This window comes from Brachybacterium sillae (assembly GCF_025028335.1).
In the GTDB taxonomy this organism is placed as follows: Bacteria; Actinomycetota; Actinomycetes; order Actinomycetales; family Dermabacteraceae; genus Brachybacterium; species Brachybacterium sillae.
In genome coordinates, this window is the sequence record NZ_JAFEUW010000001.1 from 809,455 (window position 1) to 824,600 (window position 15,146).

Consider the following 15,146-nt stretch of genomic DNA (forward strand, 5'->3'; position numbering starts at 1 on the left):
AGCCCCGGCCGCACCCGCAGCCGGTCCCCGCGTGCGTCCGTGGCTTGTGGACCGGGCGGGCTCGGCGCACAGTGGACCCGTCGACACCCGTCGACGCCCGTCGTGGAGGGAGTTGCCCGTGCTGATCTCGCAGACCGCCGATCTGTGGTGGAAGAGCGCCGTCGTCTACTGCCTGGACATCGAGACGTTCTTCGATGCCGACGACGACGGGGTGGGTGACATCTCCGGCCTGGTGCAGCGCATCGACTACCTGGCGGAGCTGGGGGTGACGTGTCTGTGGCTGATGCCGTTCAGCCCCAGCGGCGGTCGCGATGACGGGTATGACATCACCGACCACCTGGCGGTCGATCCGCGGCTGGGCGACGTCGGCGACATGGTGGATCTGGTGCGCACCGCGAAGAGCCGCGGCATGCGCGTGATCATGGACCTGGTCGTGAACCACACCTCCGACAAGCACCCGTGGTTCCGTCAGGCCCGCCGCTCCCCCGACAACCGTTTCCGGGACTACTACGTGTGGGCCGACGAACCCCCGGGGGACACCTCCGACCTGGTGGTCTTCCCCGACGCCGAGGACTCCGTGTGGCAGTACGACGAGAAGGCCGGGCAGTACTACCTGCACAACTTCTACCGGGAGCAGCCCGACCTGAACGTCGCCAACCCGGCGGTGCAGGCGGAGATCGCGAAGATCATCGGTTTCTGGATGCAGATGGGCATGGACGGTTTCCGCGTGGATGCGGTGCCGTTCTTCCTCGACGACCGCGGCCTCACCCCGCAGTGGCGCGAGCGGTTCTCCGATCCCCACGGTTACCTGCGGGACCTGTCGTTCCTGGTGCGCCGCCGGCAGGGGGACGCGATCCTGCTGGGTGAGGTGAACCTCGACTACGAGGAGCAGGTGGACTACTTCGGTGGGGAGGACGGCGACGAGCTGACGATGATGTTCGACTTCGAACTCATGCAGCGCACCCACCTGGCGTTCGCCCGGCAGGACGCCACCCCGATCGCGGAGACTCTGCGACGACGCCCGGCGCTGTCACGGCGCAGCCAGTTCGCCACCTTCCTGCGCAACCACGACGAGCTCACCCTCGACAAGCTCACCGACTCCGAACGGCAGGAGGTGTTCGACGCCTTCGGCCCCGAGGAGGACATGCAGCTGTTCGGCCGCGGACTGCGGCGCCGCCTCCCCCCGATGCTGGAGGGTGATCCGCGCCGCCTGCGGATGGCGTACTCGCTGCTGTTCTCCCTGCCCGGCACCCCCGTGCTGTTCTATGGGGAGGAGATCGGCATGGGCGAGAACCTGGAGCGGCCCGGCCGGATGGCGGTGCGCACCCCGATGCAGTGGACGGCCGGGAAGAACGGCGGGTTCTCCGTGGTGCCGCCGTCACGCCTGGTCGCACCGCTCACCACCGGCGCCTACGGGCCGGAGCACGTCAACGCCGAGGACCAGCGGCGCGACCCGGACTCGCTGTTGGCGTTCCTCACCGCGCTGGCGCACCGGTACCGGGAGTGCCCCGAGGTGGGGATGGGCTCGACGGCGGTGCTGGAGACCGACCGCCCCGCCGTGCTCGCGCACTGCTGCACCTGGACCCCGTATGGCGGGGGCTCGTCCCGCTCCCTGCTGGTGCACAACCTCTCCCATGAGGCCACCACCGTGGAGATGCACCTGCCGCAGCAGACGGAGGGGACGGAGCTGTTGGACCTGTTCAGCCACGAGCGGCATGAGGTGGGTCGCGACGGCCTGGTGCGCCTGGAGCTGGACGCCTATGGGCATCACTGGCTGCGGCTGCTCACGCCCGACGACCGGCGCCTGCGCTGACGGGGTTGGGAACGGTCCCAGCCCCACGCCGGGCAGCGGCGGGATGATCGCCATGCGGGGCACATTCCCGTCGACAGGAGAGTCAGCCATGTCCAGCGATGACACCCGCCTCCGTCCTCGACGCACTCGACCGCAGGGCCGAGGAGACCGCCGGGGACATGATCGAGTGGCGCCACCACCTGCATCAGCATCCGGAGCTGTCGAACCGGGAGGAGCAGACCGCGGCGTTCATCGCCGAGCGGCTGGCCGAGTTCGACCTTGACGAGGTCCGCACCGACGTGGCCGGCCACGGGGTGGTGGCGGTGCTGCGCGGCGGAGCCGAGCCCGACGGGGACACGGCCGGCACCGTGCTGCTGCGGGCCGACATCGACGCCCTGCCGGTGCCGGATGAGTCGGCCGTGGATTTCGCCTCCGAGGTGATAGACACCGGGTACCCGGGCGGGCCGTTCCCCGTCTCCCACGCCTGCGGGCACGACTGCCACACCGCCATGCTGCTCGGGGCGATGCGGATCCTCGCCGAACAGCGCGATCAGAACCCCGGCACGATCGTCGCGGTGTTCCAGCCGGCCGAGGAGGGCGCCCCGCCGGATGAGCTCGGCGGTGCCCGCCACATACTCGACGAGGGCGCCCTGGACGGTCTCGAGCCGACGATGGCCTTCGGCATGCACGTCCAGCCCTTCCCCAAGGGCATGGTGGCGGCGCGGGCCGGCAACCAGTTCGGGGCTTCGTGCATGGTGAAGATCACCGTCACCGGGGAGCAGGTGCACGGTTCCACCCCGTGGAAGGGCAAGGACCCGATGCCCGCCGCCGGGTCGATCCTCAGTGGGATCGGGCAGATCTACCGGCAGCTCAATGCCTTCGACGCGTTCACCGTGTCGATCGGGCACGTGCAGGACGTCGGCCGGTTCAACGTCATCGGTCGCACGGTCACGCTGTGGGGCACGATCCGCGCCACCCGTCAGGAGCGGATGCAGGAGCTGCAGGAGCGGGTGGAGCGCCTGGCCGTCGGCAGCACCGAGGCGATGGGGTGCACCGCCGAGGTGGAGTTCCTGCAGGATGTGCCGCCGGTCCACAACCGCACCGAGTGGGTGGAGGCCCTCTCCCCCACCTTCGCCGACGTCGTGGGCGCGGAGAAGGTGCTGCCGTCACCCCCGACGCTCGGCTACGACGACGTCTCGGAGTTCGTCAACCGCTACGGCGGGCTCTACGTCGGTCTCGGAGTGCAGGACACGCAGCTGAACGAGGCCGGTGACGACCTGGAGAACGAACCCGGGGGCCGCGGCATGGTCCCGAACCACCATCCCGCGTTCTACGCCGATAACGAGACCCTGGTGAAGGGCGTGCTGTTGCACGCGCATGTCGCCGTCGACCATCTGTGGGGCCGCGCGACGGTCTGACCACGCGGGTCGGGCCGGGCGCGTCCCGATCCGGCCCCGGATGACGCCGCGGGTGTCCGCCGTGAGGCGGGCGCCCGCGGTGCGCGTCGGGGCCCAGCCCGGGTCTCAGGGCGAGGGCGTCACAGCCTGACGAGCATCTTGCCGGTGTTCGCGCCGCGCAGCAGGTCGATGAATGCCTGCGGCGTGGCGTCGATGCCATCGCGGATCGTCTCGTCCGAGTGGATGCGGCCCTGCCGCACCAGCGGCACCACCTGTGCCACGAAGTCGTCGCGCAGATGGGAGTACTGACCGACCACGAAGCCCTCCAGACGCACGCAGCGGCCGATGGCGGTGGTGAGGTTCGCCGGTCCCTGCGGCGCGCCGGTGCGGTTGTACTGGGAGATGGCCCCGCACATCGCGATGCGTCCGAACAGCCGCATGTTCTCCAGCGCCGCCTCCAGGTGGTCCCCGCCGACGTTGTCGAAGTACACGTCGATGCCGTCGGGGGCGGCCTCGCGCAGCTGATCGGCGACCGGGCCGTCGTGGTAGTCGAAGGCGGCGTCGAAGCCGAGCTCCCGCAGGCGCGCCACCTTCTCGGGACTGCCGGCGGAACCGATCACCCGGGAGGCGCCGAGTTCCCGCGCCAGCTGCCCGACGAGGGAGCCGACGGCGCCAGCCGCACCACTGACGAACACCACATCGCCCTCACGCATCTGTGCCACCTGGGTGAGGCCGACCCAGCCGGTCATCCCGGTCATGCCGAGGGTGCCGAGGTAGGACGGCGCCGGGGCGGCCTCGACGTCGATGGTCTGCGCCCGCTCCACCGGCACCAGGGCGTGGGTGCGCCAGCCGAGGCCGTGGCTGACCCAGGTCCCGACCGGCAGGGCATCGTCCTGCGAATCGATGACCTCGCCGACGGCGCCGCCGTACAGCGGCTCGTCGAGCTCGTACTTCGCGGCGTACCCCTCGGCGTCGTTCATGCGGGAGCGCATGTACGGGTCGACGGAGACGAACGCGTTGCGCACCACCACGGCGCCCGGGGTGGCCTGCGGCATCGGCACCTCGACGCGGCGGAAGTTCTCGGCAGTGGGCTCCCCGTGGGGGCGGGAGGCGAGGTGGAACTGGACGGCGGTCATGGGCGCTCCCTTCGGTGGGGTCGATCGGCCTCTGCCACGGTAGTCCTGTCCTGCCCTTGAGGGAGAGCGACGGCGGGAGGTCGGCCTGGAACGGCGACCGCGGGGTTGTCCCTCTGTGTCGGGTTCAGGTGAAGCGGGCATGCTGGGGCCGTCCTGGGGTGGGGCGCCCGGGCCAGCATCGGCCGGCCCCTCGCCCCGCCCCCGCCACCGCCCTGAAGGAGCACCCATGATCCTCATCAACGTGAAGTTCCCGGTGAAGCCCGAGTACGTCGACGAGTGGCCGCGGATCATCGAGGACTTCACCCGTGCCACCCGCGAGGAGCCCGGCAACCTGTGGTTCGAGTGGTCCCGCAGCCTGGAGGATCCGAACACCTTTGTCCTGCTGGAGGCCTTCACCGACGACGGCGCCGAGCCGCACGTGACCTCCGAGCACTTCCGGGTCATGCAGCGGGAGTTCCCGCAGTACCTCGCCGCGACGCCGCAGATCGTCTCCCGCCAGGTCGAGGGCGAGGAGGGCTGGGGGCCGATGGGCGAGCTGTCTGTCGAGGATTGACGCTCCCCGCGGCGGTGCCACGCGGCACCCGGTCGCAGGGGCCGGCGTCCGTGCCCGGATGCGTGCCGCCCCGCTCCGACGATCCGGCGCCAGAGCGGGGCGGTCGGGGAACAGACACCCCGAGAGCAAGAGGGAGGGGCTTGGGCCCCATCCCTCACCGCTCGGGGTCGATCACATGGACGCCTTCTGCGTGCCGGAGTACGAGGCGCGACCCCACAGTGAGGACTTCGTGGTGTTCGTCCACGTGCGGATGCCACCGCACGAGCCGATGTACGAGGACTGCGCATCGAAGCCGGTGTAGCGGGAGCGCAGCACCGGGTAGTCGCATCCCAGACACGGCGGCACGTGCACCTGCATCTTCGACGGTCCGGAGTACACGAAGGTGTAGGTGGAGGTGCCGTCGGGGTTGCGGGTCTCCCCCTTGTAGCTCCAGCTGCCGATCCCGTCGGACCGAGTGACCGTCCAGCTGAGGCCCTGCAGAGTGGACGTGGTGGTGAAGGTGAGGTCGGCGAGATCGCCGTAACCGGGGTGTCGGCGTCGAGCCAGAACCCCTTGGCGTTCGCACCCAGGGTGGTGTCGTTCTCGTTGGTCGCATCCAGCTGGATGTAGCACCCGGTGCCGCTGGCGACCTCCCGCATGGCCACGAACCAGTTGCGGTAGATCGGCGTGATCGGGTAGGGGTACTGGCCGCTGCTGGCGAGCGCAGGAGCGGTGGCGGTGAGGGCCGCGGCCGGGGCGGTCCAGGCGGCACCGCGGACCACGGCGCGACGAGTGGGGGTCGACATCAGTCAGTCTCTCCTCGGAGTGCGGGGCTGCTGGGGCGAACCGGGTGCCCGCGAGCACAGCCCTGACAATAAGGGCCACTCGGACATAGTAGGGCACTATGGGCGGCTGTGACCGCTCTCCCGGATGCCCCGGGCGCTACACCTCCGGGATCCCGGAAGGCCCCTGGGCAGAGACCCGTCAGGCCGGGATGACACGATCGGCACCATGAGGAACCGCCTTCCCGACCTCCCCCTGCCCGACCAGCATGGCCGCACCTGGTTGATCACCGGCGCCACCAACGGCTTGGGCCGGGAGACCGCCCGTGCCGCCGCCCGCGCCGGCGCCCGCATCCTTCTGACCTCCCGCGATAAGGACCGGGGTCAGCAGGTCGCCGCCGCGTTGGGCGACGCCCGCGTGATCGCCCTCGACTTCACCGACCTCGCCTCCGTCCGGGCCGGTTCCGCCACGGTGGACGAGCCGATCGACGTGCTGGTCAACTGCGCCGGGGGCCTAACGACCTCCCGCAGCGAGACCGTCGACGGCCACGAGAGCGTCCTGGCGATGAACGTGCTGGGGCCGTTCGCCCTGACGAACCTGGTGGCGGATCGACTGCGCGGCCGCGTGGTGATCGTCGGCTCCAATTCCCACCGCCAGGTGCATCTGGACCTGGAGGACCTCCAGCTGCGCCGCGGGTGGAACCCGATGAAGGCCTACGGCCGCTCGAAACTCGCCGACATGCTGTGGGCGCTGGAGCTGGGGCGGCGCCTCGAGATGACCGGAGTGTCGGTGATGCTGGCGCATCCAGGGTGGGCGCTCACGAACATCCAGAACCGTTTCGGCCGCGGGCGAATGCCGCGATCACGGCGGTGTCGTCGCTGTGGGCGCAGTCGGCGGCCGATGGCGCCCAGCCGATCCTGCACGCCGCCGCCGGTGAGGTGCCGCCGCTGAGCTACGTGGGGCCCTCCGGTTTCCAGTCGCTGCGCGGCACGCCGACGCTCGACGGACGCAGCGCTGAGACCTCCGATCCGCAGCTGGCCCGGCGCCTGTGGGACGAGCTCGCACGGCTGACGGACACCGACTTGCCCACCGGTGCCGTCCCGCATCACCGGGCATGACCTCGGATATGACCTCGGGGCCGCGCGGCGCCCACCCCGCCGCGTCGTCGGACGGGGGCGAGGATCCCCCGCTGCGCGAGGCCCTGGCCCGGGCGATCCGTGACCTGCTCCATGCGCGCACCCGCGACGGTCAGGCGCGCACGATCTGCCCCTCGGAGGTACGCGGTCGGCCCGCGATTCCAGCGCTGAGAAGGCCGACTCGGAGCATCGGCGCGCCCGCCCTGGCCCGCCGTCATGCACCGGCCCGCCCGCGCCGTCGGGGCGACGGGACGGGCGGGCCAGGACGATGCGTCGTCAGGAGCGGCGGGAGACGAGGCCGGGCTCGCGGTTGCGGCGGGCTGCCCGCTCCCCCAGTGTCGTCAGCACCCGCACCAGGCGCGGCGCGGTCGGTGCGATCTCCTCCCCCGGTCGCGGCTCATGCTCCCCGGGAACCGGCCCCGGAAGAACCCTTCCGACCACGCCCATCATCCGGGTGGTGAGACCGGGGGCGAGGCCATGCACGCGGGCGCCGATCTCTGCCGCCGGCGTGATCATCACGTACGGGCGGCCGGCGAGCACCCCGGAGACCATCCGACGTGCCGCATGCTCGGCGCTCGCGGTCAGCAGCGGCAGCGACGCCGCCGGAGCGAACCAGCTGTACTCGGCGCGCCGGTCGCCGTAGAAGCGGGCGGCGCGATGCGACCCGGTGCGCATCAGGCCCGGCACGATCACGGTGGCGGTGACACCGCTGCCGGCGAGCGACGCAGCGAGACCCTCCGTGAACCCGACGGCCGCGAACTTCGCAGTGGAGTAGGCCAGCAGGTGCGGCGGACTCAGCAGCCCCCCGATGGAGGTGACCACCCCGAAGCGCCCGCGGCCACGCTCACGCATCCGCGGGATGAGGGCATCGGCCAGGTGGATCGGCCCCCAGGCCATGACGTCGAGGGCGCGGCGCAGGTGGTCCAGCTGCGTGGACTCGGCCGGCCCCACCTCGATGATCCCGGCCACGTGGATCGCCACATCGATCGGGCCATGGGCGGATTCGATCGCGGCGATGCCGCGCATGACGGCGTCAGCATCGGTGGCATCGATCGGCTGGGTGTGGACGTCAGCGGCGTCGGCACCCTCGGCGACCAACTGTCGGGCGGCCTCCTCCAGGGTGTCCTGGTGGCGGGCGGAGAGAACCACACGGTGGTCGCGCTCGAGGAGCTCGGCGGCAACCCGCAGACCGAGACCGCGGGAGGCGCCGAGGACCAGAGCGAGGGGCTTGCGGTCGGTCCTGGTGAGCGGGCGCATCAGGCGGCCTTCCCCGGGCGCAGGACCACCTTCTGGCAGCCGTCCTGCTTCTTCTGGAAGATCTCGTACATCTGCGGGGCCTCCTCCAGGTCCACGCGATGGGTGGCGAGCTGGTCGACGCCGAAGGGGTCCCCGGCCTGGAGCAGCTGCAGCAGCTCCCCGGTCCACTGCTTCACATGGCACTGGCCCATGCGCACCGTGATGCCCTTGTCGAACATCTGCATCATCGGCATCGGGTCGGCGTTGCCGCCGTACACACCGGAGATCGACACGGTGCCGCCGCGCCGCACCGCGTCGATCGCGGCATGCACGGCACTGAGCCGGTCGACGCCGGCCTTCTTCGCCAGCGGGGCGGAGACAGCGGAGGGCAGGCGGCTGACGGCGGCGATGCCCGCGTGGGCGATCGGGTTTCCGTGGGCCTCCATGCCGACCGCGTCGAGGGCGCCGTCGGCGCCGCGACCGTGGGTGAGGTCCCGCACGGCATCACCGACGGCCCGGGCGGACGAGCCCGACAGGTCACGCAGGTCGATGGTGCGGGCGCCGCGCTGGCGCATCCGCTCCAGACGCTCCGGGACGCGGTCGACGACGATGACGTCCTCAATACCGAGGTGCTGGGCCGAGGCGACGGCGAGCTGGCCGACGGGCCCGGCGCCCATCACGACCAGGGTGTCACCGGGGCGCACGTTCGCCCACTGCACGCCCTGCCAGGCGGTGGGGAGGATGTCGGAGAGGTAGAGGAAGTGCTCATCGGCGCCGTCCTCCGGCAGACGGATCGGACCGAAGTCGGCGTGCGGCACGCGGACGTACTCAGCCTGGCCGCCGGGGACGGCGCCATAGAGATCGGTGTAGCCGAAGAGGCTGGCGCCTGCGTCCTGCTCGGTGTTCTGGGTGGTCTCGCACTGGGCGAACAGACCCCGCTGGCACATCCAGCAGCGGCCGCAGGAGATGTTGAACGGCACCACCACGCGGTCGCCGACGCGCAGGTCGGTGACGGAGGAGCCGACAGCCTCCACGATGCCCATGAACTCGTGGCCGAGAACGTCACCGCGGTGCAGGAACGGCGAGAGCACCGTGTACAGGTGCAGGTCGGAGCCGCAGATGGCAGTGGAGGTGACGCGCACGATCGCGTCGGTCGGCTCCTGGATACGCGGGTCCTCGACGGTCTCGACGGAGACCTTGCCGGGGCCCTGCCAGGTCAGTGCACGCATGGGACTGCTCCTTACGTCCGGGGGACGGTGGGGGTCCCGGCCGGTGGGCCGGGCGCGACCCGCATGCCGCGGGCCGTCGCGCTCACCGTAGGTGCCGCACCTGGGCGCTCGGAGGGACGGGGCGACCGGCAGGTCAGCCAGCGGGCGTGACCGGCGGTTCCGCCGACCACGGGAACACGATCCACTCGGCGGTGCGGCGCCACACGTAGTCCGGGTCCACCTCGCTGGCGGGCTTGGCGTAGAGCACGGCGCTGCGGGCCTCGGCGCCCATGTCGCGCAGCAGTTTCAGCACCAGGGCGAGGGTGCGGCCGGAGTCGGCGACGTCGTCGACGACCAGCAGGCGCCGGCCCCGGATCGCGTCCACATCCAGCATCGGGGCCAGCAGCACCGGATCGGGCAGGGTCTCGTGGACGTCGGTGTAGAACTCGACGTTGATCGCATCGGCCAGCTTCAGGCCCAGCGCGTACGACAGTGCCCCGGCCGGGAGCAGGCCACCTCGCGCCACGGCGATGACGATCTCCGGCTGGAAGTCGCTGTCGACGATGCTCTGGGCGAGCTCCCGGGAGGCGGTACCGAACAGATCCCAGGTGAGGATCTCCTTGGAGTCGAGGTCACGGGAATCGACGTGATAGGCCACGGAGGCTCCTGCGGATCGGGCGGCGGAGCCGCGGGGGTGGGGGTGTCGATGCTATCGAGGGACGGGGACGGCCGGATGCCCAGTGAGCAGGGACAGTTGCCCTCGGGGTGCGGCGCGCGACCGTCGAGCCCACCAGGCGGGGTGATCCTCCGGGGTGCCACCTGGCCACGTGCCGATCGATGCGCTCCATGGTCGAACCATGATCGGCGATCCAGGTTCGTCCACGACACGCTCACCGTTGCATCCGACCCATGTCTCACGAGCAACGATCCGAGTCCATCCGCGCGAGGCGTCGAAGGGAAACACCTCCTCGCGACACCCGAGGTCGCCGACGTCAATACCGCCACGAGTGGTCATCGTGGTCACGGCGCACCTCATGATCTCGGCTCCCACCTGCCCTCCGCGGGCTTCACGGGCGCCGATCACCAGACTCACGTACGCGGCTCCGCCCACGGATCGATGAGCTCCAGGCCGACGTGCGCGAAGTCCTTCACGTTCCTCGTGGCGCAGACGGCATCATGCGCGAGACAGATCGCCGCGATCTGTGCGTCGGCCGTACTGATCGGCGCACCAGCTTCTTCGCGAATCGCAAGCACATCCGCGTACCTCTCAGCAGCAACGTCATCGAAGGCGAGCACCGCGCGGCTCCCCCGATACGGCGCGATCGCTTCCTCGACCCTCTGCACCAGTTCGAGTCGGCGGCGGCCGTCCGGAAGCCTGCGCACACCGGCAAGCAGCTCCGCCAACGTGATGGAGGTGATCGCGACGTCACCCGTCAGGGACACGAGCCACTCGACGACACGTGGCTCCGGCGAGGGCCGAAAGATCTCCGAGATGACGGTCGTGTCAAGAACGATCATTCGAAGTCCACAACCCGCGCGGCGTCATCGCGGGGCGGAATCGGCAGATCTTCGACCCCACCGGCATCCCGAGCCGCAGACAGCAGAGCCAGGCCGATGTGCGGCCGTCGCGCGGCCTTCGTCAGGATGTCCCGAACCTCGGCCTCCATGGACCGTCCGTTCTCCTTCGCCTGCGACGCGAGCTGCTGCTTCACGCGGTCATCGAGACCGCGCACGATAAGAGACGACATCAGGACCACCTCCTTCTGATATCACCGATGATAGCCCTCTCGTCACGATGCGGAAGACCCGGACCAGACGACGACGCACCGCTGATCACGACGATCGGTGTGGTGCGCACAGAACGATCTGCCCAGGTCACACGTTGAGCCGGAATCACACGTTGAGCCCGAACCCCACCACGTTCGGTAGCCGAATAACCTTTGACGTAGATTGACTCCATGAGTGCTGAGCCTCGGCGAGCCGCCGTCTACCTGCGGATCTCTCAGGATCGCAAGAACCGTCGCCTGGGTGTGGACCGCCACGGGGAGGACGCCGAGGCGCTCATCAAAGCGGCTCTTCCGAGTTCCGGTGGGGGTGAGCGGCGCGCCGGTGTCGTGATGCCCGGGTGAGAGGGGTCGAGGCCTCCAAGATCGGGAGCGACCAAGCACCCTGTCCGGAAGCCCTCGACGTTGTCTGAGCCTGGATCCGCCGAGCCGGTTTTCGTGGCGTCGTGAAGGCGTTTCGGGCGCGGGCTGAGTAGGCGCTTCGGAGAAGGGTGTGAAAGGTCTGCCGGTCTGCCCGGCTTTTCCACTTCGGGTTCCTTCTCGTCGGGACAGGGGCTGGCGGTCAAGCCGCTCTTGGTCGTGGACTGCTGGCGGCGTCGAATAGCGTTTCCCAGTCGGGTTGCCAGGGCCAGTTGCGTGGAAGGTGGAGCAGCCAGGAACGGGCGCGGTTGGCGATCCTGGCCGGCACGGCGATGAGGTGAGCGCGGATCGTGGCGGTCCTGGCTCGGGCGTGGAACTTCGAGGCGAGCACGCCGGCGGCCCGGGTGAGGTTGAACGCGATCGCCGCGAGCACGGCCCAGGCGCTGTTGGCGGTGAAGACCCCGGAGGGGCAGTGTGCCAGCGGCCCGTTCTTCAGGTCCGCGATGACCTGTTCGATGATGGCGTGGTCGCGGTGGGCGGCCTCTGCCTCGAGCATCGACAGCGGTGAGTCGGTGAAGACCGCGTGGTAGCGGTAGGCGGTGAACAGCCCGTCCTGCTCGCCGGTGGCGGTGGCGGGGTTGAGCCGCTTGACCCGGCGCACGATCAGCCGGGCGGTGACGTGGTCGGCCTTCTTCCGGGAGGTGAAGGCGGTGTAGGGGATCTCGGCGACTTCCGCATCGGAGATCCACCGCTGCTCGGCTTCGTCCCAGATCGACTCCGGGTACTTGATCCCCACCCAGGCCTCCTCCGGGATCTGGGAGATGGCGGCGACCACGCCCGCGTCCATCCTGGCGGTGATGGAGAAGTAGGCCCCGGTCCGGCGCAATGCGGCGATGACGTCGTGCTGGTAGAACGCGGAGTCGGCCCGCCCGGTGATCTGCCCGCCGGCCCCGGCCTTGCGGGCGGTGGCCATGGCCTCGGCGATCATCCGGTGAGCCCCGCGCGGTGACTTCACCGACCCCTTGCGCAGCCGGATGGCGGCGATCACTGGCGCCGCCAGTGGCGTGGACACCGTGGCCACCAGCGCGTTGAGCCCTTTGACCTTGTTGTAGCCATACCCCGCGCCCTGCTTGGCGTACCCGTGGGTCTGCCGGATGGTGTCGTCGATATCCAGGTAGGCCATCCCCTCAGCGCCGCGCACCAGTCCCGGCACCCGCGCGGTCAGCGCGATCAGCAGCCGGGAGTTGATCGCATCCAGCTGGCGCACGTGCCCGAACGTGTAACCGCGAAGGTGGGTGCCCAACGTCGTCGGCGCCCGGCGGGCGGTGAACGCCCGGCCCATCCCGCCGTGGCGCAGCAGGTCCATGTCGCTGATGCTGTCCGCCCCGGCGACCATCCCCGCGACCAGCGCCGGCACCTTCACCGCCGCGTTCGCCCCGGCACTACCAGCCACCGTGACGAACTCCTCGACGAGACCCGACAGGCCGGCGGACTCGGCCAGCAACATCACCGGCACCAACCCCGCGGCCGCGATCAGGTTGTCGTCATCGAACTCGGCAGAGAAATTGTGGGAGACTCGCACTACCGGTGCTCCTGTTGCTCAACGGGTTTGGAACCTTCGCCAGTCCCATTCTCACTGGTCACAGGAGCACCCGGCTGTTACGACTCACCTCCCGCACTCACCCGGCCGGCGGATCCAGGCTAAGCGCGTCCAGCTGCTTCCTCGGTGCTGTCATGCTCTCCATGCTCCCGTTGGATGACTGCCTTCAACAGACGTGGGGCGACTCGCCCGTTGTCGCGCGGTGATCGCGTACCCTCAGAGCTAGCAACTCAGTCCGCGGCGCCAGACGGTACGTCTCGTACTATGCGGCGAAGCCTAGACGTAAGGATTCCATGGCCACGTATACGCGAACGCTGAATATCTACGCTTTGCATGGACATATCAAGCCGGGGTCAAGTGATGAAGAGAACCTTGACTACGAAGAGTTCTTCAAACAGGTTTACGAGCAGGCGCAAGGGGTCCCTATAATTATCGGAACCCAGACCGTTGCGATCGCAAGCGTCCAAAAGCGCGCCGATAGGTATGCCTTCCGTTTCATTTCGGGCAGCGGAGAAGCTATTACGGAGGTGTTCAATCCCGCCACCAAAACAGCGGAGCTCATAGAACTTCCTCAAGAGCGTTTTTTGGTGAACGGCGCGTGGGTAATAGTTTCACCCACCAAGCGTTTACTGGTGGCGGAGCGCAAGCGGCCTGGGGTGCCCGTGTTTGAGGTTGAGCGATTCCTGAACCGTTTTGCAAAGCAGAGTGGGAATGGGGATGTGTCCATCGCGCTTAATCCCGTGCCGTCGCCGTCCTTCGTGGCTGAAGTAGAGTCCTTCAGTCGTATACGTGAAGCATCTGTGGTCATTCGGCGCCCAAATAGTAGTTTTTCCAAGACGGCTCAAGAGGCAATGGGCAGGATCGCGGCTGACTCCAATGCAGGGCGAGTAACCGTGCAAGCGAATGCTGAAAGAGGACAGTCTCTCCGTAAGGACGATGGGCTGGTAGCGGATATTCTCTCGTTCGCAAAGAGCACGCTTTCGCCAATTGAAGACGCTCGCATTAAGGGTGAAAGGCCGGGGTTCGACGGGGAGCGAAGTATTTCACTTCTCAAGCATGTGCTTAAGGGAACCGTCCGTCTCACTCGAGGTCTCTCGCCCGAAAAGCAGCTGGGCGCTATCTATGAAGAAGCGGAGGACCTGATCGATGTCGCTACGGAGCGCGACGGGGGCACTTCGGGAGGCGGAGATGCCGGAAAGGATACGTTAGACGAATAGCGCAGGCCATGCGAGCCGGCGGTCTTGGCGGCATTGGATTGGTCAACATTTCGCTCAAGTGTCTATTTCCACGTACAAGCTTCACATCATTCATTGGCGGGGCGGGATGTCTGGGCTGTGGCGTAGCTTGGATAACCGGTAAGGAGGTACGTATGGCGGAAGACCATTTGAATGGCGATGTGGAGCGTGATCGCGCCCACCTTCACGTTCTGCGCGGGCAAGTTGTCCCACGATGGAGAATTATTGCGTACAACTGGCAGCCATATGCTGCATTGGCTCTCGGGGTTGTCGCAGCTGTGGGAGTGCAGCTCTTGCCGTCGAGGGATGTGGCGATTAATGAGTTTGCGGGCCACGGCCTCACGGTTTCCTCTATTTCTGTGTCGGCATGCTTAACGGGTCTCGCACTATCCATTGCACTCCCTGGCTCTGAGAGGATTGAAAATTGGGCAAAGATGCCCGGGCCGACTGACGGCTTCTCGGTTTTGAGTGACCTGGTGTTCACTTTCTTCTGGGCAGGTTGTAGTCAGATCCTTGCGGTTCTAGTCTCTATCTCTGCACTCTTTTTCGGTGCAGATCTTTCGATAGGATCGCCGCATCCTCTTCGTTGGACTCACTGGGTTGCCCTCGTGTCTTCATTTACAATATTCGCATACGCACTCCTCCAGCTCTTGGTGGTATTCCAGACGCTGATGCAAGTTGGAACTCTTATTATTGCTGAAGAACAGCGTTCGGGCTGACTCTGCGGTACGTCCCGTGCGAAACCTGTTGACCCGATTCACTCAATGACAACACGGCCGCAAGTGTCTAGTAGCTCAGGCCCGCGTTCGTGGACGATTCAATTGGCCCCTACATATACCTCCCGCCGGATGCCCGGGCCGCCGCGCAGACCGCGTTCTTGAAAGAAGAGGCCGAGGCTGACGAGGCTAGCCTCGATCTTTCATCGGGCTGGTGAGCGGTCGCGGTCG

The 15,146-nt window shown here is 68.2% G+C and carries 16 protein-coding genes; 8 read left to right on the plus strand and 8 right to left on the minus strand.

Annotation, left to right across the window (positions count from 1 at the left end; translation table 11 throughout):
* Positions 1 to 118 precede the first annotated feature (118 nt).
* Both JSY14_RS03640 and JSY14_RS03645 read left to right on the plus strand, forming a co-directional pair.
* Positions 119 to 1,813 carry an alpha-amylase family protein gene (locus JSY14_RS03640; RefSeq protein ID WP_259557398.1) on the plus strand — a complete coding sequence of 565 codons (1,695 nt, stop codon included), beginning with the start codon at positions 119 to 121 and terminating at the stop codon, positions 1,811 to 1,813.
* A 98-nt stretch (positions 1,814 to 1,911) separates the two neighbouring features.
* Positions 1,912 to 3,210: a M20 metallopeptidase family protein gene (locus tag JSY14_RS03645; RefSeq protein ID WP_259557400.1), complete on the plus strand. Its 1,299-nt coding sequence runs from the start codon at positions 1,912 to 1,914 to the stop codon at positions 3,208 to 3,210.
* A 119-nt stretch (positions 3,211 to 3,329) separates the two neighbouring features.
* On the opposite strand, the gene JSY14_RS03650 is transcribed toward JSY14_RS03645, so the two are convergent.
* Entirely contained in the window at positions 3,330 to 4,325 is a 996-nt protein-coding gene (locus JSY14_RS03650) for an NADP-dependent oxidoreductase (RefSeq protein ID WP_259557401.1), read from the minus strand.
* 226 nt (positions 4,326 to 4,551) lie between these two features.
* Here JSY14_RS03650 and JSY14_RS03655 point away from each other — a divergent pair, with 226 nt between their 5' ends.
* Positions 4,552 to 4,878, plus strand: a complete 327-nt coding sequence (locus JSY14_RS03655) for a putative quinol monooxygenase (protein WP_259557402.1) — start codon at positions 4,552 to 4,554, stop codon at positions 4,876 to 4,878.
* Positions 4,879 to 5,049: 171 nt separating this feature from the next.
* Here JSY14_RS03655 and JSY14_RS03660 read toward each other — a convergent pair whose 3' ends face one another.
* Positions 5,050 to 5,490 carry a hypothetical protein gene (locus JSY14_RS03660; protein WP_259557403.1) on the minus strand — a complete coding sequence of 147 codons (441 nt, stop codon included), beginning with the start codon at positions 5,488 to 5,490 and terminating at the stop codon, positions 5,050 to 5,052.
* A gap of 378 nt (positions 5,491 to 5,868) precedes the next feature.
* Here JSY14_RS03660 and JSY14_RS03665 point away from each other — a divergent pair, with 378 nt between their 5' ends.
* Both JSY14_RS03665 and JSY14_RS03670 read left to right on the plus strand, forming a co-directional pair.
* Positions 5,869 to 6,591 carry an SDR family NAD(P)-dependent oxidoreductase gene (locus tag JSY14_RS03665; RefSeq protein ID WP_259557404.1) on the plus strand — a complete coding sequence of 241 codons (723 nt, stop codon included), beginning with the start codon at positions 5,869 to 5,871 and terminating at the stop codon, positions 6,589 to 6,591.
* Entirely contained in the window at positions 6,579 to 6,758 is a 180-nt protein-coding gene (locus JSY14_RS03670) for a hypothetical protein (RefSeq protein ID WP_259557405.1), read from the plus strand. Before JSY14_RS03665 ends, JSY14_RS03670 begins: the two co-directional genes overlap by 13 nt.
* 294 nt (positions 6,759 to 7,052) lie before the next feature.
* On the opposite strand, the gene JSY14_RS03675 is transcribed toward JSY14_RS03670, so the two are convergent.
* The 5 genes from JSY14_RS03675 to JSY14_RS03695 form a co-directional block, all read right to left on the minus strand.
* Positions 7,053 to 8,033 (minus strand): SDR family NAD(P)-dependent oxidoreductase, encoded by a 981-nt coding sequence (locus JSY14_RS03675; RefSeq protein ID WP_259557406.1) that lies wholly within the window; start codon positions 8,031 to 8,033, stop codon positions 7,053 to 7,055.
* Positions 8,033 to 9,241 (minus strand): zinc-dependent alcohol dehydrogenase, encoded by a 1,209-nt coding sequence (locus JSY14_RS03680; protein ID WP_259557407.1) that lies wholly within the window; start codon positions 9,239 to 9,241, stop codon positions 8,033 to 8,035. Before JSY14_RS03680 ends, JSY14_RS03675 begins: the two co-directional genes overlap by 1 nt.
* A 133-nt stretch (positions 9,242 to 9,374) precedes the next feature.
* Entirely contained in the window at positions 9,375 to 9,878 is a 504-nt protein-coding gene (locus JSY14_RS03685; RefSeq protein WP_259557408.1) for a phosphoribosyltransferase, read from the minus strand.
* Positions 9,879 to 10,309: 431 nt separating this feature from the next.
* On the minus strand, positions 10,310 to 10,738 hold the full coding sequence (locus tag JSY14_RS03690; RefSeq protein WP_259557409.1) for a type II toxin-antitoxin system VapC family toxin: 429 nt from the start codon (positions 10,736 to 10,738) through the stop codon (positions 10,310 to 10,312).
* Positions 10,735 to 10,968 carry a FitA-like ribbon-helix-helix domain-containing protein gene (locus JSY14_RS03695; RefSeq protein ID WP_259557410.1) on the minus strand — a complete coding sequence of 78 codons (234 nt, stop codon included), beginning with the start codon at positions 10,966 to 10,968 and terminating at the stop codon, positions 10,735 to 10,737. The genes JSY14_RS03690 and JSY14_RS03695 overlap by 4 nt, the downstream gene beginning before the upstream one ends.
* 210 nt (positions 10,969 to 11,178) lie before the next feature.
* Between JSY14_RS03695 and JSY14_RS03700 the strand changes: the two genes are divergently transcribed.
* Positions 11,179 to 11,349, plus strand: coding sequence for a hypothetical protein (locus JSY14_RS03700; RefSeq protein WP_259557411.1), 171 nt, complete (start codon positions 11,179 to 11,181; stop codon positions 11,347 to 11,349).
* A 217-nt stretch (positions 11,350 to 11,566) separates the two neighbouring features.
* On the opposite strand, the gene JSY14_RS03705 is transcribed toward JSY14_RS03700, so the two are convergent.
* Positions 11,567 to 12,946, minus strand: coding sequence for an IS1380 family transposase (locus JSY14_RS03705; protein WP_259557412.1), 1,380 nt, complete (start codon positions 12,944 to 12,946; stop codon positions 11,567 to 11,569).
* A gap of 311 nt (positions 12,947 to 13,257) precedes the next feature.
* Here JSY14_RS03705 and JSY14_RS03710 point away from each other — a divergent pair, with 311 nt between their 5' ends.
* Complete coding sequence (locus tag JSY14_RS03710; protein ID WP_259557413.1) at positions 13,258 to 14,181, plus strand: DUF4747 family protein; 924 nt, start codon at positions 13,258 to 13,260, stop codon at positions 14,179 to 14,181.
* Positions 14,182 to 14,333: 152 nt separating this feature from the next.
* Positions 14,334 to 14,918: a hypothetical protein gene (locus tag JSY14_RS03715; protein ID WP_259557414.1), complete on the plus strand. Its 585-nt coding sequence runs from the start codon at positions 14,334 to 14,336 to the stop codon at positions 14,916 to 14,918.
* Positions 14,919 to 15,146 lie beyond the last annotated feature (228 nt).

What these genes read in the sequence shown, in the direction of transcription:
- JSY14_RS03690 (WP_259557409.1), bottom strand. Translation starts at nt 10,738, where the DNA reads ATGATCGTTCTTGACACGACCGTCATCTCGGAGATCTTTCGGCCCTCG.
- JSY14_RS03650 (WP_259557401.1), bottom strand. Translation starts at nt 4,325, where the DNA reads ATGACCGCCGTCCAGTTCCACCTCGCCTCCCGCCCCCACGGGGAGCCC.
- JSY14_RS03715 (WP_259557414.1), top strand. Translation starts at nt 14,334, where the DNA reads ATGGCGGAAGACCATTTGAATGGCGATGTGGAGCGTGATCGCGCCCAC.
- JSY14_RS03695 (WP_259557410.1), bottom strand. Translation starts at nt 10,968, where the DNA reads ATGTCGTCTCTTATCGTGCGCGGTCTCGATGACCGCGTGAAGCAGCAG.
- JSY14_RS03700 (WP_259557411.1), top strand. Translation starts at nt 11,179, where the DNA reads ATGAGTGCTGAGCCTCGGCGAGCCGCCGTCTACCTGCGGATCTCTCAG.
- JSY14_RS03675 (WP_259557406.1), bottom strand. Translation starts at nt 8,033, where the DNA reads ATGCGCCCGCTCACCAGGACCGACCGCAAGCCCCTCGCTCTGGTCCTC.
- JSY14_RS03655 (WP_259557402.1), top strand. Translation starts at nt 4,552, where the DNA reads ATGATCCTCATCAACGTGAAGTTCCCGGTGAAGCCCGAGTACGTCGAC.
- JSY14_RS03645 (WP_259557400.1), top strand. Translation starts at nt 1,912, where the DNA reads ATGACACCCGCCTCCGTCCTCGACGCACTCGACCGCAGGGCCGAGGAG.
- JSY14_RS03680 (WP_259557407.1), bottom strand. Translation starts at nt 9,241, where the DNA reads ATGCGTGCACTGACCTGGCAGGGCCCCGGCAAGGTCTCCGTCGAGACC.
- JSY14_RS03710 (WP_259557413.1), top strand. Translation starts at nt 13,258, where the DNA reads ATGGCCACGTATACGCGAACGCTGAATATCTACGCTTTGCATGGACAT.
- JSY14_RS03665 (WP_259557404.1), top strand. Translation starts at nt 5,869, where the DNA reads ATGAGGAACCGCCTTCCCGACCTCCCCCTGCCCGACCAGCATGGCCGC.